General features: G+C 41.8%; 16 protein-coding genes. 14 read left to right on the forward strand and 2 right to left on the reverse strand.

Annotation, left to right across the window (positions count from 1 at the left end; all coding sequences use genetic code 11):
- The first annotated feature begins 397 nt into the window (after positions 1-397).
- Positions 398-664: a MarR family winged helix-turn-helix transcriptional regulator gene (locus KJS58_RS22410; RefSeq protein ID WP_213535672.1), complete on the forward strand. Its 267-nt coding sequence runs from the start codon at positions 398-400 to the stop codon at positions 662-664.
- 46 nt (positions 665-710) lie between these two features.
- On the opposite strand, the gene KJS58_RS22415 is transcribed toward KJS58_RS22410, so the two are convergent.
- Positions 711-1,010 (reverse strand): hypothetical protein, encoded by a 300-nt coding sequence (locus KJS58_RS22415; protein WP_213535724.1) that lies wholly within the window; start codon positions 1,008-1,010, stop codon positions 711-713.
- Positions 1,011-1,166: 156 nt separating this feature from the next.
- On the opposite strand from KJS58_RS22415, the gene KJS58_RS22420 reads away from it, so the two are divergent.
- The 9 genes from KJS58_RS22420 to KJS58_RS22460 all read left to right on the forward strand — a co-directional run bounded on the left by KJS58_RS22420 (position 1,167) and on the right by KJS58_RS22460 (position 15,606).
- Positions 1,167-3,173, forward strand: a complete 2,007-nt coding sequence (locus tag KJS58_RS22420) for a Na+/H+ antiporter (protein WP_213535673.1) — start codon at positions 1,167-1,169, stop codon at positions 3,171-3,173.
- Positions 3,174-3,356: 183 nt separating this feature from the next.
- Complete coding sequence (locus tag KJS58_RS22425; protein ID WP_213535674.1) at positions 3,357-4,115, forward strand: polysaccharide deacetylase family protein; 759 nt, start codon at positions 3,357-3,359, stop codon at positions 4,113-4,115.
- Between the two features lie 39 nt (positions 4,116-4,154).
- Positions 4,155-4,352, forward strand: coding sequence for a YwbE family protein (locus KJS58_RS22430; RefSeq protein ID WP_213535726.1), 198 nt, complete (start codon positions 4,155-4,157; stop codon positions 4,350-4,352).
- A 240-nt stretch (positions 4,353-4,592) separates the two neighbouring features.
- Positions 4,593-8,345 carry an alpha-L-arabinofuranosidase C-terminal domain-containing protein gene (locus tag KJS58_RS22435; protein ID WP_213535676.1) on the forward strand — a complete coding sequence of 1,251 codons (3,753 nt, stop codon included), beginning with the start codon at positions 4,593-4,595 and terminating at the stop codon, positions 8,343-8,345.
- Between the two features lie 202 nt (positions 8,346-8,547).
- A complete protein-coding gene (locus KJS58_RS22440) occupies positions 8,548-9,453 on the forward strand; it encodes an ABC transporter permease (protein ID WP_213535677.1) in 906 nt (301 codons plus the stop codon).
- 15 nt (positions 9,454-9,468) lie between these two features.
- The gene (locus KJS58_RS22445; RefSeq protein ID WP_213535678.1) at positions 9,469-10,359 is read left to right on the forward strand and encodes a carbohydrate ABC transporter permease; all 891 of its coding nucleotides are present in this window, start codon (positions 9,469-9,471) and stop codon (positions 10,357-10,359) included.
- A 77-nt stretch (positions 10,360-10,436) separates the two neighbouring features.
- Complete coding sequence (locus KJS58_RS22450) at positions 10,437-12,188, forward strand: sensor histidine kinase (protein ID WP_213535679.1); 1,752 nt, start codon at positions 10,437-10,439, stop codon at positions 12,186-12,188.
- A complete protein-coding gene (locus tag KJS58_RS22455) occupies positions 12,189-13,856 on the forward strand; it encodes a response regulator (protein ID WP_213535681.1) in 1,668 nt (555 codons plus the stop codon).
- A gap of 109 nt (positions 13,857-13,965) precedes the next feature.
- Complete coding sequence (locus KJS58_RS22460; protein WP_213535682.1) at positions 13,966-15,606, forward strand: extracellular solute-binding protein; 1,641 nt, start codon at positions 13,966-13,968, stop codon at positions 15,604-15,606.
- A gap of 154 nt (positions 15,607-15,760) precedes the next feature.
- On the opposite strand, the gene KJS58_RS22465 is transcribed toward KJS58_RS22460, so the two are convergent.
- Positions 15,761-16,093, reverse strand: coding sequence for a hypothetical protein (locus KJS58_RS22465; protein WP_213535744.1), 333 nt, complete (start codon positions 16,091-16,093; stop codon positions 15,761-15,763).
- Between KJS58_RS22465 and KJS58_RS22470 the strand changes: the two genes are divergently transcribed.
- From KJS58_RS22470 to KJS58_RS22485, 4 genes are all read left to right on the forward strand, one after another.
- A complete protein-coding gene (locus tag KJS58_RS22470) occupies positions 16,071-17,261 on the forward strand; it encodes an ornithine--oxo-acid transaminase (RefSeq protein ID WP_213535683.1) in 1,191 nt (396 codons plus the stop codon). The two genes, KJS58_RS22465 and KJS58_RS22470, sit on opposite strands and share 23 nt — an antisense overlap.
- 337 nt (positions 17,262-17,598) lie before the next feature.
- Positions 17,599-19,332 (forward strand): sensor histidine kinase, encoded by a 1,734-nt coding sequence (locus KJS58_RS22475; RefSeq protein ID WP_213535684.1) that lies wholly within the window; start codon positions 17,599-17,601, stop codon positions 19,330-19,332.
- Between the two features lie 6 nt (positions 19,333-19,338).
- Positions 19,339-20,973, forward strand: coding sequence for a response regulator (locus KJS58_RS22480; protein WP_213535686.1), 1,635 nt, complete (start codon positions 19,339-19,341; stop codon positions 20,971-20,973).
- Between the two features lie 101 nt (positions 20,974-21,074).
- Positions 21,075-22,757 carry a type 2 periplasmic-binding domain-containing protein gene (locus tag KJS58_RS22485; protein ID WP_213535687.1) on the forward strand — a complete coding sequence of 561 codons (1,683 nt, stop codon included), beginning with the start codon at positions 21,075-21,077 and terminating at the stop codon, positions 22,755-22,757.
- Positions 22,758-22,765: the final 8 nt, after the last annotated feature.

Below are 22,765 nucleotides of genomic sequence, written 5' to 3' on the forward strand. Positions count from 1 at the left end.
GATGTGAATAGCTCATGGACTGATTCTCCTGTGTGAATTTGGTGTGGTAACTTAATTCTACACGAATCAGGCCATGGGCCATTTTTATTTTTTGAGTAAGGTGTCGCACTTCATATTACAATCCGTCAAATAAAAAACCATGTCTGGATCCTTTTATTAGGAAGCTTGACATGGTTTTTTGACATTTCCTTTCCTTTTCTTTGATCAGTAGAGGCGGGGTTACAGTGCGCAAAACTTGTTATGATTCATAAGTTTATGATAAAGTTAACATAATAAATAGCTATTTTCGGGCAAAAAAAGCTGATTTTGTTCGTTATGTGCTGAATGTGATGATATGAATTTCAATATCTGAAAGTATAGACTGTGATTAAATTATCTATTTTCTATTTTCAGAAAGGTGCTTCAGCTTTCTTCGGGTGCAACCACGGTCATACGTAATCAATTGGAAGCAGAAGGGTACATTATCCGTGCTCGAAGTGAGGAAGACAGACGAATCGTGTGGCGATTCCTAACGGAGGAAGGGCAGCACGTTGCAGATAAGCTGCGTGAAGATCGCGAACGTATGAATAAAGAGATTCTAGGGCTTCTATCAAAAGAGGAAAGAGTACAATTTCTGGACATCGTTAAAAGAATCGAAGAACGAATCCTTGCTGCTCTTACATAAAAGAACCAGACTCTTGAAGCCTAGGCTGCTTGAGTTTGGTCTTTTTTTATAACTTGAATCTTTGAATATGGTCATATCGCTTTTCTTGTAATAGAATTTCTTTTTGTCTTGCTCCAAGAAGATCAAAGTGCGGAAATGGTTCTCGATGATGAATATATTTGGGATTAAGTTCGTGCTCTTTGCACCAGTGCTGTAATCGCTTAAGATCAGAGCAACCTACCTTCGTTACGCTGGTTATACCAGGGAAACGGGGGTCAATCCAGTAATGAGTCAAATAAGCAATTTGACCTTCTCTCACTTTTTCTTTCCACTCTTCGAGTTCACTTCGTGTAATGCCAAAAGCCATGTTATTCATCCTTTGCTTCATTACGTTTAGTCCATCTATTCTCATATTTTACCTCATAAATGGGATAGAAGCGAACAGGATACGGAAAAAACGTGCCGTATTCATCAGAAAATAAAGCCCATAGGAAAGAAGCAAGAGAGGAATTGATGAAGATATATGGAGCTTTTTATTACAATACTCATTATGCTCATAATTATCGGTTTATCCAACGTAATTAATCGGTTTGTTCCATTTATTCCGGTGCCGCTTATCCAAATTGCGCTTGGAGTGGTCTTTGAAGTTGTTCCTTTCGGGATCCATCTCGATTTAAATCCAGAACTGTTTTTTGTACTGTTCATCGCTCCGCTGCTCTATAATGATGGGCGCAAAACACCACGGGATGAACTATGGAGCCTTCGTACTCCAATCTTGCTGCTTGCACTAGGACTCGTTTTTCTAACCGTACTTGTCGCAGGTTATGGTATTCATATGCTCATTCCAAGTATACCGCTGCCAGCGGCGTTTGCGCTTGCCGCAATTCTATCTCCAACGGATGCTGTAGCCGTAGGTGCTATGGCTGAACGTGTTCATCTGCCCAAAAGTATTTTGCGGACGCTTGAAGGTGAAGCACTTATGAACGACGCTTCCGGTCTAGTTGCTTTTAAATTTGCGCTTGCCGCAACGGTAACGGGTGTGTTTTCTTTAGCAGATGCCTCTATTAGTTTTGTGGTTATCGCTGTCGGCGGACTGCTCCTTGGTGCAGTAATGTCTTTTCTGATTCGTAAAATTGGAGTGCTGCTTCGAAGACTTGGCATGGAAGACGTAACCGTTCATATGCTTATTCAAATCATTACTCCGTTTATTATTTACCTCGTATCTGAAGAAATCGGTTTATCAGGAATTTTAGCGGTGGTAGCAGGTGGGATTATCCATGCAATTGACCGGGACCGAGCAGATACGATTCAGCCCAAAATGCAAATTGTTGCAGAAAGTACCTGGACAGTAATTGTATATATACTAAATGGGCTTGTCTTTGTTATTCTCGGCTTACAGCTGCCGAATGTAATCAGTAAGATTTGGGAAAATGACGCCTTTAATCATGTGCAGATTATGACCTATATTTTCATCATTACACTGATGCTGTTTGTTCTGCGTTTTCTGTGGATTTATGCATTTGAGACGACAGCGTGGAAAATGAATAAGCAGGAAAAACCGTTCATGAAACATATTATTTTAACTACCTTATCTGGTGTACGCGGAGCTGTAACGTTAGCCGGTGCCTTTTCCATCCCCTTTGTTCTGATGGATGGATCCCCTTTTCCCGAACGAGATCTTATCCTCTTTATATCTGCTGGGGTGATTCTGCTGACACTGATTACTGCGAGTATCGCACTTCCGCTTATTGCAGATAAAGAAGAGAAGGCTGGTGCAGATGTAGCCCAAGTACGTGCGTTAACCAAAATATTTGATCGTTCCATCCAAGTGGTTAAAGCCGAAATGAATGATGACAACAAAGCGGCCGTATTGTCAGTTATCGCCGATCTCAACAAATACTTGAATCGTTATTCGACCCAAGACGATAAGAAAAAATGGGGAAGCCATTTTCAAAAACAAGAGATGTCCATTCGTACAAAAGCCATTCATGCAGAGCGAAAAGAAATTGAGCATCTCCTGAAAACAGGGGAAGTAAATGAAGAGCTTGGGATGTTCTATCTAAAAGTTCTGGATCGACGTGAAATTGTCATGTCCAGCCGAATGAAATCGCAGATTTGGTCTTCCTTACGCAGTATTGGGCGAACGATCGGAAGAGTCTTTATGAAGAAACAGATGGATCCGAGTAATCCAATGAGAGAAAGAGTAAATGCATCTCGTAATCTTCGTATTCAGACCTGTGAGAGTGCGATCACAGCGATCCGAAGTCAAATGAACGATGAAAACAGAGCTGCATCACTGACGATTATTTCTCATTATGAGCGGATCATATTCATGCTTCGTGCAGGTGATACCGAACTTGATGATAATGCTTTTAATGAAAAGAAACTGGAACTGCAAATTAAAGCGATTCAGGAACAAAGGAATACCGTTCAAGAGTTATTTGAAACGGGCGATATCCACCGAAATACAGCTGCTTCTTTGCGCCATTATATAAACAATTTGGAATCAAATCTTCTGAGTGAAGAATAAAGAAAAATAACCTTTATAAAAGAGTTGTTCTGTTGCCGCACTGGTGATGGGATAACTCTTTTTGAGTTGAAACTCATTTATGGAAGTATTTTTTTACAAAACAAAAAATTATATATTTCCTGAGCGCTTGTGGGATACTACGGAGCAGTTATGTACACAAGACAAATGTAAGGTGAGGATGATATGACAATAAGAAAATGGTTCATTGCACTAGCATCCGTTATACTTGTATGTGCGATGATTGCCTCCGAGGCAAAAGCTAGTCAGCCCATCTTAAAGGACCGGACATATTATGAAAAAAGAGGGGATATTGTATGGGAAGCTCCTATTTCCAAAAAACAGATCGCTCTTACCTTTGATGATGGACCAGATGAGCTGGAAACTGTACAAATTTTAGATCTGCTTAAAAAATATGACGCGAAAGCTACCTTTTTTGTGGTGGGCCAGCAATCAAAAAAGAAAGCTCACCTTATTCGTAAGGAGATTGAAGAAGGTCATGAAGTGGGAAATCACACCTATTTTCATACTTTTGCCGATAAAATCAAGAATAAAGAAGATTATATGAAAGAACTGGAAGACACAGATCGTTTAATTGAGGAAGCGGGTGGACCCAAACCAACCCTTTTTCGCCCGCCGGGCGGTGTTTATAACGACATTGTGCTAGACAGTGCTAAAAAAAGGGGATATACAATTGTGCTGTGGTCTTGGCATCAGGATACAGGGGACTGGAGCAGACCAGGAAAACAGCGTATTATTAATAAAGTACTTCGTAATGCCCGTAATGGAGATATCGTTCTTTTTCATGATAATGTACATGGACAAAGTCAGACGATAAAAGCACTAGAGCGAATATTACCGGAACTGAAAAAGCAAGGGTATCAGTTTGTGACCGTATCACAGCTACTGAAGACGAAGGAAAAGGAAGTCATGGAATTACCTTAAATCATGGGATGGCTAAAAGAGAAGGGGAGAAATAAAGGGATGAATGGAAACAGCAGAGCCGATATCCGCGCAGGAATTGAAGTTGATATTGTACTTAAACAGGATCAAAGAACAGGGAAATTAACGAGGGGAATGGTCAAAGATATTTTAACCAATTCTCCGTCACATCCGCATGGCATCAAGGTTCGCCTTGAAAATGGTCAGGTAGGCAGAGTAAAGCATATTATTCAAAAGTAAATATAAAGTGCAGTATTATAATCAAAATGATGAAAAGGACTCCGCATGCAGGAGTCCTTTTTTTGGTTTTTATGAATCGCTTCGCCACACAATTTCTTTCAGAAGTTTGATTCTTTTTACTTTTTTGTTGAAAAATAATCGGAAAATGAGTACTATAACCTGTAAGTGATTCATTTATATATTTATAAATCGATTTACATTTATTCAAATCAAACGATGATTTACATAGGAGGCAGAAGAATGAGCAATTTTAATGAAAATCTCATTGCACACTATAAGTTCGATAATGCAGCACACCTTGGTGAAGACAGCTCAGGAAATGGACATGATGGAGAAGCTATGGGAACGCTGAAACCTGAAATTTCACGTATCGCTGGCAGATCCGCAGCTCAATTTCCAGGAGGAGCTAACGGAACTTCTTATATACAGCTTCCATCTAATTTGCTAGCAGATGTAAGCGATAACACGGGACTGACCGTGACGGCATGGGTCAATTTTGGTAAAGGTTCGAACGTATGGGAACGAATTTTCGACTTTGGTAAAGGGGAACAAGGGCCTTATGCTTTTTTGACGTGTCAGCTAAGAGGGACTCTATATGCTGGAGATGATCTGGTTGTAGACCCGGGCCGGGGATTTGCTGCCGGTGAGTGGATGCATATCGCATTTTCGGTGACAGGTACTGAGGGTGGTAAACTGAGCAGTGCTGGTCCGGTTGTCTATGTGAATGGAGAAAAAGTAGCAGATGGTTCCATCAGTCAAACTTCCAGCGGAACTTATGCTAAGCTGCGCAGGTGGTTTGATACGTTTACTGAGGCTTCGAATTACAGCCAAAATTATATTGGACGTTCTCAGTATGCAGCCGATGTGGACTTTACGGGTTCGCTATCTGATTTCCGGATTTATCGGGATGGTCTGACGATCGATGAAGTGATTGAAGTGATGTGCGAATCATTGACGGATGAAGAGATTGTAAAGCTTGCAGGAGATAAATATTTATCTTTTCCAACGAAAATTGTCACAAAAGACGTTTCATTGCCTGCTAGTTTACTAGGCGGTAAAGTACAAGTGAGCTGGAACTCAAGTCGTCCGGAATCTCTATCTCATACGGGTAAAGTTCAGTCCATTACATCTGCTGAGGAAATCACACTCCATGCGGTATTAAGTAAAGGAGAAAGTACGCTGAGCAAACATTTTGAGATTTCGGTTGTACCGGAACACCTTCCGCCCTATACAGTAACGATTCACGGAGATCAAAAAGTGGCTGATATCAGTGAAGTGATGTATGGACTCTTTTACGAGGATATCAATAATGCAGCGGATGGCGGAATTTACGCTGAGCTTGTACAGAATCGCTCGTTTGAATCCTTTGCCTTTGATACCTACTCACCTGAATCGGGAGAATGTGGTTGTTCCACTGGCCGAAATCGTGATCCTTTGTTTGCGTGGTCTGGAGACACCCATCTGATGAGCCCGCATAATAAAGGTGGATTAAATGAACACTTTGGAGCCAGTGACCCAGAAGTGAACGCTTATTATGTAACGGTTCAGAATGGGGCAACGATTCGCAATCGCGGGTTCTCGGATTCCAATCAACATTGTGCAATGTCGATTAGGCAGGGAGAAGACTATAACTTTACCGTTTGGGCGAAAGCGGATGCTCCAGGTGCAATAACCGTTCAATTACAAGATAGCAATAATGAGCCGATTAGTGAGCCACTTACGCTGCATGTAGAAGGCGGGGACTCGTGGAAAAAATATGGTGAGCAAACGGAGCAAAACCTTATTCTTACAGGTACAGATACGGCTCTTGGTCAGCTGGTTCTTACCTTTGAAGGTGATATTTCCATCGATATGGTGTCACTTACGCCGCAAAATGTATGGGGAGCAGACCCTGAGGAAAAAGGGATATCCGCTACAGCACACGCGAACTATACAGGAAATCCAAATTATCGACTGAGAAAAGATCTAATTCAAGCGCTTGCTGACCTGCATCCTACGTTTTTACGTTTTCCTGGCGGCTGTATCTCAGAAGGATCTTTCATCTGGGAGAATGTCTATGACTGGAAGGACTCAGTAGGCCCTATAGAACTGAGAAAAGAGAACTACAACGTGTGGGGTTACATGATGACGATGGGACTTGGCTATATGGAATACTTCCAATTGGCTGAGGATTTGAATGCTCTTCCAGTTCCGGTTATGGCTTGCGGTGTTCTGTGTCAGGCACGTTCTGATTATGCACATCCGGCAGGCGGAGCTTTAAGGGAGTACTATATCAAGAACTTTACGGATCTGATCGACTTTGCACTCAGCACGGATATGGAGCATAACGAATGGGCACAAGTACGCAGCAGTATGGGACATCCGGAGCCTTTTGATCTTCGTTATCTCGGTGTGGGAAATGAGAACTGGGGAAATGAATTTTTCGCTAACTTTGAAGTGTTCAAAGCTTCGATTGATGAATATATGAAACGGAACTATCCAGATCATGAACTGCATATTATCTCTACCGTTGGTGCACAGGCGGATGATGATGCTTATCAGCAAGGATGGAAATTCCTTAGCGGGAACCTTACCGGTTCAGCTCAAGTTGCTTTTGCGGATGGCAAAGAGGTAATCGAAGAGACAGTAACCTGGTATGAGAATCAGAAGAACTATATGGATACCATTGCAGATGAGCATTACTACAGATCTAATGAGTATCTGTTGAACAATGCGGATCGTTATAACTATTATGACCGGGCCTACCACGCAGATGGAAGCATTGACTTTAAAGAGACATCCAAGGTATTTGTCGGTGAATATGCATCCACGGATAAAAATACTCTGGCAGGGGCTATTGCTGAAGCTGCGATCATGACCAGTTTTGAAAATAATGCAGATGTTGTCCGCATGGCAGCCTATGCGCCGCTGTTTAATAAGGTGCTGACAGATGGTACGTACCGCTGGACACCGGACTGCATCTGGTTTGATGATGAGACGGTGTGGTTTACACCAAACTATTATGTACAGCAAATGTTTGCTAAAAGTGTTGGTGAAGAGGTACTTCGTACATCGTTCGAGACGTACAGCAAAGGTAAACCCGTGGAACTTATTCCGCATGGCGGGATCGAAATCGCGGCAGGCAATGCCGATATTCTTGTGAAGAAAGTGGTTGTCACTTCGAACAAGGATGGCCGTGTTCTTTTTGAAGAAAATTTCCGGGAACAAGAGGGACCAAGTGAAGCATGGAGTCTTATCCCTGGATCGGAAGGCTATACATCAATTCCTGGCAAAGGATTGCTTCTGAAGGCGCAGAAGAGCGGCCTGAACGGGTTGTACCTGATGAATGATGAATGGACAAACTACAAGGTGCAGGTAGAAGCAAGCCGGATTAAGGGTGAGGATGGATTCTATATTGGTGTGGGACTGACCGACATTACTCCTGAGAATAAGGATGTAATCGAGTATGCGATCGCATATGGCGGCCAAGCAACAGGTGTGAAAGTGTACAAACAAGGAATCGAAGGTTATACATTAGGTGATTATTCGTCCAGTACAGCAGCCGGAAACCTTAGAGCAGCTAACTATGAGCCACTTGAGAATGAGAAGGATTATTTGATTACCGTGAATTACGGCGGAGAGAATGGAAAGAATCTAATCTGCTCTTATACAGATGGAGACTTCACTAGTAAAACGCTGGATTACAAGCTCGAAGCATACAACAGGGAGGTATTCCATTCCGTTACAAGAGATGCACAGCATGTATATGTAAAATTGGTGAATGCAGATGGTGTGGATAAGGCTACACAGATTAACCTGCAGGATCTGACTGTTCAGCCTAATGCAACACTCGTTACGCTAAGCGGGGATGAAAATCTGCTTCATGTTCCGAATGTAAACAAGAAAAACGATGAGAAAATTACACCGCAGGAGCAAAGCATCGAACTGCAAGGAGATAGCGTTGTTCTTAAGCTCCCTGCAAATTCTGTGAGCTTGCTGGTGATGTCGATCTAATCTAGGTATTATCTATAAAATCCTTCATCTTGTAGGGCGCTTTGTCGCTCCTGACAGGATGGAGGATTTTTGCATTCAAAACAATGAATCTTCAATATTTAACTGAGATTCGGAGTCAACAGAAGATACCTAAAGTAAATACCCTACACTTTTACACAGTCTGGCCTGCTCCTATAATTGAATTTGAAGGAGGAGACAGCTTATGCGTTCCAACTACAGACAATTTATTCGAAATGTTCCGCTTCATCTTATGATTTTGCCTGGTATGCTCATCATTATTGTATTCGGTTACATTCCTATGGCCGGGCTCTCCATTGCTTTTCAAAATTTTTCTCCCATTGGCGGGTTTAAAAACGTGAACTGGGTGGGACTTGACAATTTTAGATACCTGTTTGATTTACCTGGTTTTAGACAGGTGGTATGGAATACGGTATTCATCTCTGTCATGAAAATTGTTTCGGGTCTAGTGATTCCTGTGCTCGTTGCCTTATTGCTAAATGAGGTAGGAAGAACAGGTTTCAAGCGAACCATTCAAACGATTATTTATATGCCGCATTTTTTTTCATGGGTTATCCTTGCCGGTATTATTGTGGACGTGTTATCCCCAAGTAGCGGGCTCGTTAACATGTTTCTTAAGGCAATAGGTATTGAACCTATTCAATTTCTCGCTAGTAATGAATGGTTTCCCTACATACTTGTCATTACGGACCAATGGAAAGAATTTGGCTTTGGTACGATTATTTATTTGGCAGCACTTACAAGTATTGATAAGTCTCTTTATGAGGCATCCGTCATGGATGGAGCTGGAAGATGGAAGCAGACATGGCACATTACACTTCCAGGGATACGCCCAATCGTCATTTTGATGGTTACGCTTAGTCTTGGAAATGTGCTTAATGGTGGATTTGATCAGGTATTTAACCTCTACAATCCACTCGTTTATGAATCAGGAGATATTTTAGATACGATGATCTACCGGATTGGTCTACAGGATGCACAATATTCGGTATCCACAGCACTGGGTCTTATTAAATCTGTGGTATCCTTCGTTTTCATTGGACTCGGTTATTATTTAGCTTATCGCTTTGCCAATTATCGGATTTTCTAGAAAGGAGGCAAGACCATGCACCACACTTCGAGAGCCTATCGATGGTTTTTAGGGTTTAATTACGTTATTCTTACCGTTCTTGCCTTGCTTTGTCTGTTTCCGATCGTTAATATTTTGGCCATCTCTTTTAGTTCAAGTGATGCAGTCAAAGCGGGAAGCGTCACATTCTGGCCTGTAGATTTCACTTTATCGTCATATCAATATATATTGGAAAATAAACAATTTCTGAATTCGTTTGGAACGAGTCTCCTTCGTGTTGTACTTGGAGTCTCGACTAACCTGATCTTTACGATTCTTGTTGCCTACCCTCTCTCTAAAGAGGCATCCAAATTCCGTTCAAGAACCATCTATGCTTGGCTGTTCGTATTTACGATGTTGTTTAGCGGGGGGCTTATCCCGGGTTATCTTGTAGTGAAGGAAACGGGTCTTCTTGATTCGATATGGGCTCTCATTTTACCGGGAGCTGTGCCTATTTTTAATGTACTGCTCATGCTTAATTTCTTTCGAGGTTTACCCAAAGAGCTGGAAGAAGCATCATGGATGGACGGGGCGGGGCACTTTCGAACGTTATGGAGCATCTATCTACCGATCTCACTCCCAAGTATCGCAACGATTACACTATTTTCGATGGTGGGCCACTGGAATGCGTGGTTTGACGGGATGATTTATATGAAAAGTCCGGATCACTACCCGCTTGCTACCTACCTTCAGTCCATGCTGCAGCAGGTTACCATGATTCAGAGCGAGATGATGACGCTCGAAGATGCAACATTACTCAGTCAAATATCGGACAGAACAACGCAGGCATCACAAATCTTTTTGTCAGTTATTCCGATCCTGCTTGTGTATCCATTCCTGCAGAGATATTTTGTTCATGGTCTTGTTGTCGGGAGTGTTAAGGGATAAGATCATGAGTAGGAAAACCAAATGGAGGAGCCGATTTCCGGCTCCTTTTTTCCTATGAGAAGGGAGCTACGGGGATAATGAAATATGTCAGGGGAAGCTGGAAAACGAATTCGATTGTCTTCAAACTAATGATAGCCTTTGTCCTTGTTATTCTGCCATTGTACGGGATAAGTATTATGATTACGCATTACAGCTCCACACAGATGCAGATCGAAGTAGAACGAGCTCACGAGTCTAAACTGGATTTCTACCATAACCATCTGCAATTCGAATTGGAACGAATGAGCGGACTCGTAAATGAGTATTCTTTTGATGAACCGATGTCTACCTTAAGTACACGTGCAGCTATTATGAGCAGGTACGATGTAACTTCAAGTCTAAATAACATACATAACAAACTGAGTCAGATCATGGCAGCAAGCCCGTACATTAGTGATGTTGTATACTATGTACCCGCTCTTCACAAAAGAGTCAGTGCAACCGACGGGATCCGTAGTGTAGAAGATGATGAATGGAGAAAACTGCTGGCAACGATGGGTAACCTGAATGGCGAATTGTCTTATTTAAATAACGATCTCTATTTTCTTAAAAGCAATCCCTATAATATGAATTACGAAGAACCGCCCAATTTTATACTAGGTATACGTTTAAGTGCTGAAGAGCTCAAGCAGAGATTACAACAGCTCTCAGAAAAAGGGGGAAGCGACATTACCCTCAGTTTCGGTGATAAGCAGCAAGTCGTAATTTCTTCATCAGATCAGGTTGCTTCTATTTCGCTACTGGATGCGCAGACACCAAAGTCCCAGGATTCACCACAGGTGACGAGATATCAGTCCGACCATTACTTGCACTATTCACTCTATGATCAAGAGCATTCATTCCTGCTTACTTCCAGCATTGCTGATGATGTACTTGAGGCACCTTTAGAGCAGTACAAGCTATGGCTATGGATTTTAACCGTGATGTCCATCGTTATTATTCTGATTTTTTCGTTTTCAATCTACCGATCCATTCACAAGCCGTTATCTGCGCTGGTTAAAGGCTTTCGTATGGCAGAGCAAGGTCATACGAGCATTTATATTCCTCATTCCAGACGGGATGAATTCGGATATTTATACTCTCGTTTTAACCATATGATAGAGCGCTTACATATTTTGATTGAGGAAAATTACATCGCTCGGATCCGAACCAGTGAGGCCGAGCTTAAGCATCTACAGTCACAGATACAGCCTCATTTTTTATACAATAGTCTATTCAGTATTAAACAAATGGCTGAAGTTGAAAATGTGGAATTAATACAGAAATTCACCGATTATCTCGGTCAATATTTTAGATATATGTCTAGAGACTCGCAAGCAGAGGTTTCTCTTGGAGAAGAGATGGACCATGCACTGGTCTACGCAGCTATACAAAAAATAAGGTTTGGATCAAGGATAAACCTTCAAATCGAAGAGATGAATTCAGACTACAGAGCTATAACCGTTCCTCGGGTCATTATGCAGCCTATTGTAGAAAATGTTTTTGAGCATGCACTATCCAAAAGCAGCCGCGGAGGTGTACTTAAGATTTCTTACAAGGCAGACCATGGTAAGTTGTCTATAAGAATAGAGGATGATGGGAATCAGTTAACCGATGAAATTCTGAATGATCTTGAATTTGCTTTTCAAGAGTCAGTACATCGGCATGAAAGTAAAGAGATTACAGGTCTTATCAACGTCCATCAAAGACTGCAGATAAAGTTCGGAGCAGAATATGGTCTTACCGCACAGCGCAGTGAACTGGGCGGCCTATGTATCATAGTAAATGTTCCAGGGAGAGGAGAATCTTAGATGCAGCGAATGTTAATTGTAGATGACGAACCGGTTATTTTGGATGGATTACATGCGTTCTTTCAAAAAGCGGATTTTCAGGATATGGAGATTATTAAGGCTTATTCTGCTTTTGAAGCGATTGAGTGGCTGAATACAGTCAAAATTGATATTGTACTCAGCGATATCTGTATGCCGGGCATGGATGGAATGGAACTGATTGAGAAAATTATGGATCGGTGGCCAAGGTGCAAGGTTCTGCTACTGACTGGGCATAACGAATTCGATTACGCGCATCAGGCGATACGGAATCCTTGCGTTGTAGATTACCTGTTAAAGACAGAGGGCATGGCTCATATTCGTGCTGCAGTAGAGCGAGCGCTTAAGCAAATCTCGGAAGAGAATGACTTCCGTTATCAGAATTCCTGGTTCAAGAGTAAGCTGCCAAGGGCACTTCCTCAATTGCAGCGGCAATTGCTGCTCGATGTAATGAAACGAACGGAAAAGCAAGGTATTGCTTCACTTCAAGAAGAACTGGATGCCGTACAGCTTCCTCTCCGGTCAGGGGAACCCGTAATTCCGGTCATCATCCGAGTAGAGGAATGGAGCGAATATCAATCTCATTCAGACCGAAGTCTGATTCGCTATGCGGTTGCTAATGTCGCAGAGGAGTTACTTCAAGATAAAACTACGGTTAAGGCTATTGATCTGGATTATCAGGTGATTTCCTGTTTAATACAACCTTTGGTAGAACACACACGCTTTCCATCAAATCAGCAAGAGAGATGGGAACAGACCTTTCGTTTTGTCTATGGAACGCTAGAGTCCGTGCAGCAATCTTGTGCAGATTGTTTGAAACTGTCCGTATCGATTATGGTGAGTGATCAGGCTGTGGGATGGGCAGATCTTAATTCAACGATTGCAAGGTTGCGACTGTCTATCCATGATGGGCCTGGGCTTGGGATGGAAAAGCTGCTTCGTGTACAACTGCATTCTGATTCAGACTATACACCAAACCTGTTGAGTCAGCAGGCGGTCGCTGCTCTTCATATGGATCAGGTTAAAGAGCGGGTCACCGCTGGTGAAAGGGAGTGGCTCGACTCATTTCACAAATGGACGGAAGCAGCGCAGGCGGGACTACAAGATCCCTTCTTTCGAATGAAGATCATCACTGGAGCAGGAAATGGACTAATAGAAATACTTCATGAACTCGGCTTGTATGAGTCTGCCATGGAGGAAATAACGCTCTCCCGTATGCTTCACTTTAATATACATACACCTTGGCCAGAGTTGGTCGTTTTCTATCAAACAGCTTATGAATGGATTATTTCCAAAAGGAGCGATACTCGCCTGAATGACCAGTCCCAGATTCTGATTGCTATTCATCATTACATCAAACATCACTTAGAAGACGATCTTTCTTTAACCCGCATTGCACAGGAGGTTTCCTTGAATCCTTCCTATTTGTCCCGTTGGTATAAACGGATTACAGGAAAGGGAATATCCGATTACATTCATGACAGGCGGATTGAGCGTAGCAAAGAATTATTACTGGGTTCAAATTGTAAAATGCATGAAATATCCGCTAAGGTCGGATTTAGCGACCAACATTATTTTTATCGGTTTTTCAAGAAAGCGATCGGTTGTACCCCCCAAGAGTACCGTGAGCAAAAAATTAGCAAAGAATGAGAATTGGTAAATTAAAGATACCAGATGTCAACTTCGTCCACTCGAAGTGATAGCGCTTTCTTCATACAATGAATACATAACTCGGGAAGGAATTAAAAGGGGGATTCACATGAATATATCACTTAAGAAGTTCTCATTACTTACATTATCCATGGTTTTAGCAGCGACACTTACTGCCTGTTCGTCTGGTGCGGGAAGTGAAGAGGTAGCGAGCCCAAGTACACAGCAAGATGCTGGGGGACCGCTCACGAAGTATGATCCACCAATCAAGCTTACGTCTACAATGGCTGAAACTGGGAAAGAAACTCTAGCTGAAGGAGATACTCAAGCGAGCAATATTTGGACCAGGGGCTATAAGGATGAACTCGGTATTGAAGTAACCTATGATTGGATTGTTCCGGATACCAACTACAATGATAAAATGAACGTTACGCTTGCAAGTGGTGATTTGCCGGATGTACTGAAAGTGAGTGCGGTTCAATTTGAACAGCTGCATGAAGCCGGGATGCTCGAAGATTTGACAGAAGTATATGACAAATACGCTTCCGATCTTGTAAAAGAATTTATGTCAGCTGAAGATGGAGCAGGTCTGAAACCGGTAACCAAAGATGGAAAAATATACGCTATGGTTAGTTTCCCAGGTTCACTAGACTCTTCTGATATGATCTGGATTCGCCAAGATTGGCTCAAAAAAGTGGGACTGGAAGCTCCAAAATCTATGCAGGACGTGATCAAGATCGCGGAAGCCTTCACTTTTGAAGATCCAGATGGAAATGGTAAAAATGATACGTTTGGTATTGCAATGAACAAGGATTTGCCGATTAACGGTTTCTTGCTTGGTCATCACGGATATCTTGAGACATGGATTAAGGATGAATCAGGTCAGGTTGTTAATGGCACCGTTCAACCTGAAGTGAAAGAAGGATTGCAAGAACTGCAGAACCTGTATAAAAAAGGTGTAATTGATCCGGAGTTTGGTGTTAAAGATTTTGCCAAGATGATGGAGGATGTGAATGCAGGCAAATCAGGCATGTTCTTCCTGCCGCAATGGGCACCTTTTCAAGTTAGTAGTATGATCAAGAAGGATCAAAATGTAGACTGGATGCCATATCCTGTTCAGTCCATTGATGCTGAGCCAGCGAAGACCCAAAATCATTTGAGTTTAGGGGGAATCTTTGCGGTTCGTAAAGGCTATGAGCATCCTGAAGCATTAATCAAATTGCTCAATTTCCAAGCCGAGAAAATGTTTGGTGAGTCTGCAGAAACAGAACGAGCTGACTACTTGAACGGGTTAACAGGACTTGGTTTTCAAAATGCCACAGTGTCAAACCTTCCTGCCAACAAAAACGTAAAAGCACAAGATGAAGTAGAGCAGGCGATAAAAACCGGAGACACGTCAGGACTAGGGCTCGAAGCGAAGCTTTTCTATGAAGATATTATGGATTACCGTAATGGGAACCTCGATAAATGGCATATGGAACGTATTTTCGGACCAGAAAGCTCACAGGGTGTCATTAAATATTATCGGGATCATGATTTAATTATGATGAATGAGTTCATCTATGCACCGACAAAGACCATGAACACGAAGCAGGCAACACTGGACAAACTGAGAGCAGAGACGTTTCTGAAAATTATTTATGGCAGCCTGTCCATTGACGAGTTTGATAACTTTGTTGCAAATTGGAAAAAACTCGGCGGTGATCAAATTACGCAGGAAGTAAATGAAGTAATCAATGCAAGTAAGTAAGTTCCCTGCTATGAACTAGATTCAAACGATCCATAAGAGATGAATCATTGGGTAAGAACTATATCAATGTGAAAGGGATTCCGTATAGGAGCCCTTCGGACTGTAGACAAATTAGCCTAAACTAGTTTGCCTACGGTCCTTTTTTATTTTTGTCCTACATCAATAAAATGGCTGCGATCGTCGTTACAGTAAGCCTTGTTAGGACAGGAATAAGATTTCGTTTGGCAAGTTCAAATGGACTCACGTTACAAATGGCTGCGGCTGGAATAAGGGCCCACTCAAGTGCAGATATCCAAGAGTTTGGAAATGGATATAATCCTGTTATATCAAAAGGAACAGGAGGCTGGGTAGTCGGTGTTACATTCCTCTTTCTTAGTGCAATTGTGAAAACATCATGATTCCTTTGCTCTGCATACATTAAATAGAGAACCCGGATTGTAACAGCACAGAGGGAGGCGAAATAAATGAAATCTTCAGCAGATATCATGTCACAGACCGAGAGGCTTGGCGCCCATAATTATCATCCACTTCCGATTGTTATTCATAAGGCGGAGGGGGTGTGGGTTGAAGACCAAGAGGGACGTCGTTATATGGATATGCTCAGCGGCTACTCTGCTTTGAATCAAGGGCATCGTCATCCTCGTATTATTGAAGCGCTCAAACGACAGGCAGATGAGGTGACGCTTACTTCAAGGGCCTTTTATAATGCGCCTCTTGCAGAACTGATGGAAGTACTTACGAAGCTGACAGGGAAAAATAAAATTCTGCCTATGAATACAGGTGCAGAAGCAGTAGAGACGGCGGTGAAAGCGGCAAGGCGATGGGCCTACCGTGTTAAGGGAGTGAGTTCTGATCAAGCAGAAATCATCGTTTGCGAAGGGAATTTTCATGGAAGAACAACAACCATTACATCCTTCTCATCAGAACCGGACTATAAAAGAGAGTTTGGTCCTTTTACTCCAGGGTTCACCATTATTCCTTATGGAGACATTGATGCGTTAAAGGCTGCAATCACACGGAGTACGGCAGCTTTTTTAGTAGAGCCTATTCAGGGTGAGGCTGGAATTGTCATACCAAGGGAAGGTTACCTGCGGGAAGTAAGAGAGATTTGCGATCAAGAGAAGGTACTACTCTTAGCCGATGAAATACAGACTGGGTTCGGCAGAACAGGTAAGCGGTTTGCATGTGATTGGGAGAAGGTAGTTCCGGATATCTACATTATGGGAAAAGCACTCGGGGGAGGGGTGTTGCCCGTATCTGCGGTTGCTGCAGATGATGATATTCTTGGACTGTTTGAACCAGGATCTCACGGCTCTACTTTTGGAGGAAATCCACTGGCAAGCAGTGTAGCCATAGCTGCACTAGCTGTGATTGAAGAAGAAAAGCTTGCAGATCGCTCTCTTGACCTCGGCAAGAAAATGCTGAAGAGGTTACAAGCCATCCCTGCTAAAGATATTGTAACCATTCGCGGGCGCGGTTTATTTATTGGCATAGAGACCAAGGGTTCAGCACGGCCGTACTGCGAGAAATTAATGCAGTTAGGACTGTTATGTAAAGAAACACATGAAACTGTGATTCGACTGGCTCCGCCGCTTGTCATATCCGTTCAGGAACTGGAGTGGGCCATCACACAATTGGAGCAGGTGTTTACGTAATACAGACAATGGTAAACTAACAGAAATCGTCATTTTGTTAGCCCTTTGCGCAATATAACGAAATGCATAAAAGAATGTCATCGATCAGTGCGGTTAATGTCGAGGAGGCCGGATCCATTCGTTCTCGAATGATGTCAGAATATAGTTCGAATTTTTTAGTAATATTTTTGGGTAGACGAGAGAGTCTGCCTTTTTTTTGCATGAGAAACAAAAATAGTTTTACTTTTTCCATATCAAACGCTTACAATAAGTTCGTCCGACATTTTTCGATTATTATTTCAGTCATTCGTCATTATTTACGTTACATATCTTTAGGTTTGGGGTGGCTTACACGGCTATGGTTCGATATCACTTGTTTACTAAAATGGTACTTCTCATTGTAATTATGCTAATTCCTGTTGTGCTTTTATACAGTTACTCGAACAAAATGACAACAAACGTCGTTGTGAGTGAACTCAATCGATCTAGTAGTAATCAACTCGCTTTTTTTCAAAGTCAGGTGAATACAAGCATCGAGGAATTATCCTCCTGGCCTATTATATTAATCCATGATCCGGATATTGAGAGTTTTGAACAACAGGATTTGGAGAGTGAATATCTAAATTTGGATCTTATTAATCATGTGAAAAGAATCCAGAATAAGCTAAGTATTCAGGAGAGTTCTTCTAATTGGAGAAGCAGTTTGAGCTTATATTCAGCTTCTATGAAACGTATGATTACCGAAAATGATTCGAGAACATACGATAATAAGGAACTGGATAACGCCAATTTACCTGGCTGGCAGGTACAAAAAGTGACAACAGGAAATGAGGAGCGTTACCTCTTCTCCTGGTATACAGCATCACCATATTCAGCTAGAGATGTAGTGGAAAATGCGAGAAGTATTATCAAGCTTGAATTTGACAGTACCAATATCCAGGATATGTTGGACAAGTTCAAAAATAACGGAAGAAGAGATCCTTTTTATTATATACCTGGGACAGGCACGATTTATAACCGAACAGCGGATATAGACCGGAGTACGGAACTATTGAAACAATTGGATTTTACCGAAATAAAAGATGTGGATTACCGCACGATTGAGCTTGGGGAGGAAGTCTATAGTGTTCACACCGTGATGTCACCTACAACAGGCTGGTATTTAATTGATTATATTCCGCTGACCGATGTGCTCGCTCCCATTAAAAACTCGAATCGGTTGTTTTATGGAGCGGTTGCCTGCCTTTTATTTATGAGTTTTTTGGCAGCTTACTTGTTATATGTACAAGTGCAGATTCCAGTCAGAGATTTAATGCACGGCTTTCAGCGTTTAAAGATTGGAGACTACTCTGTCCGGCTTGAGCCAAAAGGGCGGAATGAATTCAGCTTTTTATCGGAGCGATTTAACTCCATGGTTATACAGATCCAGGAGCTATTCGAACACGTTTACCTAGAGCAGATTCAAGTGCGTGAAGCAAGACTGAAACAGCTGCAGTCTCAAATTAATCCTCATTTTTTCTATAATTGTTTCTCTTATATTACGAGTATGGCAAAGCTTGGAAAAACAGATGCGGTGGTGGCGATGTCCCATAACCTTTCCCGTTATTATCGTTATACGACACGTCAAGAAAAGGATCTTGTTCCTATGAAAGAAGAGATTGCTTTTGTCATTTCCTATTTAAAAATTCAAAAGATGAGAATGAGCCGTTTGGATTATGTGATGGAAATACCAGAAGAAATGATGGAACTACTGGTTCCTCCGCTTGTCCTTCAGCCTCTGATCGAAAATGCAGTCATTCATGGGATTGAGAGGTCTGCAGATGCGTCTTTTATTCGCGTAACGGGATTTGAAGAAGGGGGGCTTCTGTGCCTTCAGGTCGAAGATGATGGACTTGGAATGAATGATGAGGCAATGAGGTTATTACAAAACCAGCTAACAAGACCTATGGACGAACATAGCGGTTGCGGACTATGGAATGTGAATCAAAGAGTGCAGCTGCGGTATGGCGAGAGAAGTTACTTAACTTTTGGAAGATCTCCTATGGGTGGCCTGAAAGCAACGATTTATATAGATAATATAAAGAAGGGATGACCATTTATGATTAATGTACTGCTTGTAGATGATGAGACTTATGTGACAGAAAGTTTGGAAGCAACAATCCCTTGGAGTGAACTGGGAATCAGCGAAGTGTATAGAAGCGATTCAGCAGGAGATGCACTCGAACTGCTTGCTGCTCATCCTGTCGATATTTTGATAACGGATATTCGAATGCCCGGTATGAACGGACTTGAACTGATCGAAAAAGCAAGTGTATTGTACCCGAGTCTACGTTCAATTCTGCTAACGGGATACGGTGAGTTTGAGTACGCGAAAAAAGCGATTCAATTAGGTGCATCGGATTATATCATAAAACCTGTAGATGATGATGATCTTATAAAAAGCATAAAGCAGGCCGTTCAGTCCATTGACGAAGAAGGAAAACAAGCTACGAAGTATCAACAGTTGTTATATCAACGTAAATCGGACTATACGCTCCTTAGAGAAAATTTATTGCGTCAACTTCTCATGGGCGATCAGATTCAGACGGAGAGAATGATCCAACTTCTACATGATTATGAGATTAAGCTTTCGTACTCATCTATGACAACAATGATTCTTGTTCATTTACATGAAGGTTTCATGGAACATGATGAAAAAACGAGAGTGCTAATGGAGTATGCAATTGGTAATATGGCGGAAGAGATTTTTGGAGAAACATACGATGTCTGGCAAGGGAGAACACCGCATCATTGTTTATTAATCTTGTTACAGCCGAAAGATCAACATGATATAGAAAGTGGGGAATCGGAGTTTCTAAAACCTAAAAATCTTCGGCCTTTTATCGAGAACTTTCGGTCTAGTGTATTGACGTATTTGCGAGGAGAGGTGCATGTCATCGTAAGTCGTCCATGTATGTTTACGCAGGATATCAGTGAAACCTACAGACGCGGTTTGAACTCTGTTTATTTAGCGGACCGTCAGATGGAGTCGGGTGTGGTATTTATTGAAGGAGACAATGTAAGTATAGAATCTCCATCTTCAAAAGCTGCTTTTGAAGTATTGTACAGACCACCGATGCTGCAGCAACTTTTAGAACGAAAATCCTGGGAAGCTGCTTCACAGCGATTAGATGAAGTATTTGCGATTATCGAAAAAAATCCGGTCTCACGTGAGCACATGTATGAGATTTATCTAGCAATCATCAATTCTTTTTTGTATATCACCCATCAAACGGGACTTCGGATCAGTGAATTGGATGCAAAAGGACTTGAACCTCATTTGGTGGAACGAATGATTCACTATCCGCCGCTGTTAAAAGATTACACAGAGCAAATACTTATGAAGTTTCAACAGGCAGTATCTGCCCCAGCAGAACCGAAAAGCCATATTGTAAGTCAGGTAAAAGATATGATTTTGCAAGAAGAAGGAATCGAATTAACGGTCAAAATGATAGCTGATCGTGTATTTCTTCATCCCGTGTACTTATCCAAGATTTTCAAAGCCGAGACCGGAGAGGGCCTAAGTGAATATTTGATTCGTACAAGGCTTGAGCGAGCTTTATATCTGCTTAAACATACGAATAAAAAAATATATGAGATCACAGCTGAGCTTGGCTATCAAAATCCACAATATTTCAGCAAACTGTTTAAGAAGCATTATGGCATAACCCCAAATGAGTTTAGAGAGCAATAAGTTGTAAAAGGTGCAGAAACCTTAAATTAGTGTCATAGGAAAAAATAGAGATATCATCCATAATAAAAATATAAAGACGAAGAAATTTAGGGGGAAACAAAATGGCACGAACGTGGAAAACTTCTTCACTTGCTGTCCTTGCATTAACGATGGTCATCAGTGCAGGCCTTATGGGATGTTCAGGTAAAGACTCAGGTGATAGTAATACGTCTGCACCGGCAAATACTGAAAACGTATACAAAGAAAAATACGATCCGGAAGTCACGATCTCCACTGCATGGGGAATCGATCCGACAGTCACATTTAAAAATGGGGAAACGATTGAAAATAGTGTCGCAACGAAATGGGCAAAAGAAGAGCTGGGAATTAATATCAACTCTCTATGGTCTGTAACAGATACGAATGGGGCTTTTGCAACGAAAGTAAGACTGTCGATGTCATCAAGACAGAATATGCCGGATATCATCACAATCGGATCTAATGAAACACAACTAATACAAGATCTAATTGAATCGGGTATTTACGGAGAAGTGGACGAGCTCTTTGATAAATATGCTTCAGACACTTGGAAAAAAGCGATGGAAATTGACCCTACGGTATGGAATTCAGTAACGCGTGATGGTAAGAAAATGGGGATTCCTGTTTTGGATTATGCATACAACAATGATTACATCCTATGGATTCGTCAAGATTGGCTCGATGCACTAAATCTCAAAGCACCGACAACGCTTGATGAACTTGAACAAGTAATGGATGCCTTTAAGAACAATAACCCAAGCGGACTTGCTCCGAGTAAAGTAATTCCACTGAGTATTGGGTTTAAAAATTCAATGAACACTTGGATGGGCGATCCTTCCTGGGTCTTTGGCGCAGCAGGTACGCTTCCTCAGCAATGGAATTTAGACGAAAATGGAAAACTTGAATATGGATCTGTACAGCCAGAGATGAAAGCAGGTCTTGAAAGATTAAGAAATTGGTTTGAAAAAGGGTACATTCCACAAGAAGTAGCTCTATGGGATGAAAATAAAACAGCTGAGCCTGCTGTGGCCGGTACGGCTGGTATTATCCCTGGACCTTACTGGATGAGCGGCTGGCCGCTGACGGATACAGTGAAAAATGATCCGAAAGCAGTGTGGAAACCTTATGCAATCCCAACGGGAGCCGATGGTACAGCAATGCGTCATGGAACAAACTATGCTAGTGCAGTGACTCTTATTAAGAAAGATATGGAACATCCAGAAGCATTCTTTACTTACCAAAACTACATGTATGACCAGTTTGCAGATCCGGCTGCAGGAAGTAAACATGATTTCGGTTTATTTGAAGGATATGACTATGAGCTCGATGCAAATGGTAACCAGAAGAGATACGACGAGATTGAAGGCGGCTATGTAAACGTGCTTCGTTATCTACTTGTTCGTGATGGTGCGCGGATACCAGATGCACAGATGAAAGCTCTGCTCAGTCTCGCAGATGGTAAGGAAGCAACTACAAGACTAGAACGTGAAGTGCAAGCGAACTATGGCCTTGAAACTCCTAATGCTGCGAAGGTTCTTATGTCGCAAGAAGATATTTCATTCAAAGATATGTTCACAGGTCCACCTACAGAAACAATGAAATCAAAACTTGACTATCTTAATAAAATCGAGAATCAAACATTCAATGAAATTATTTACGGTAACAAACCAGTAGACTCTTTTGATACTTTTGTTCAGACCTGGAAAGCTGGAGGCGGCGACAAGATTACAGAAGAAGTGAACACATGGTATGACAGTGTCAAATAAGATTGCAA

The organism is Paenibacillus sp. J45TS6 (genome assembly GCF_018403285.1).
Classification (GTDB): Bacteria; Bacillota; Bacilli; order Paenibacillales; family Paenibacillaceae; genus Paenibacillus.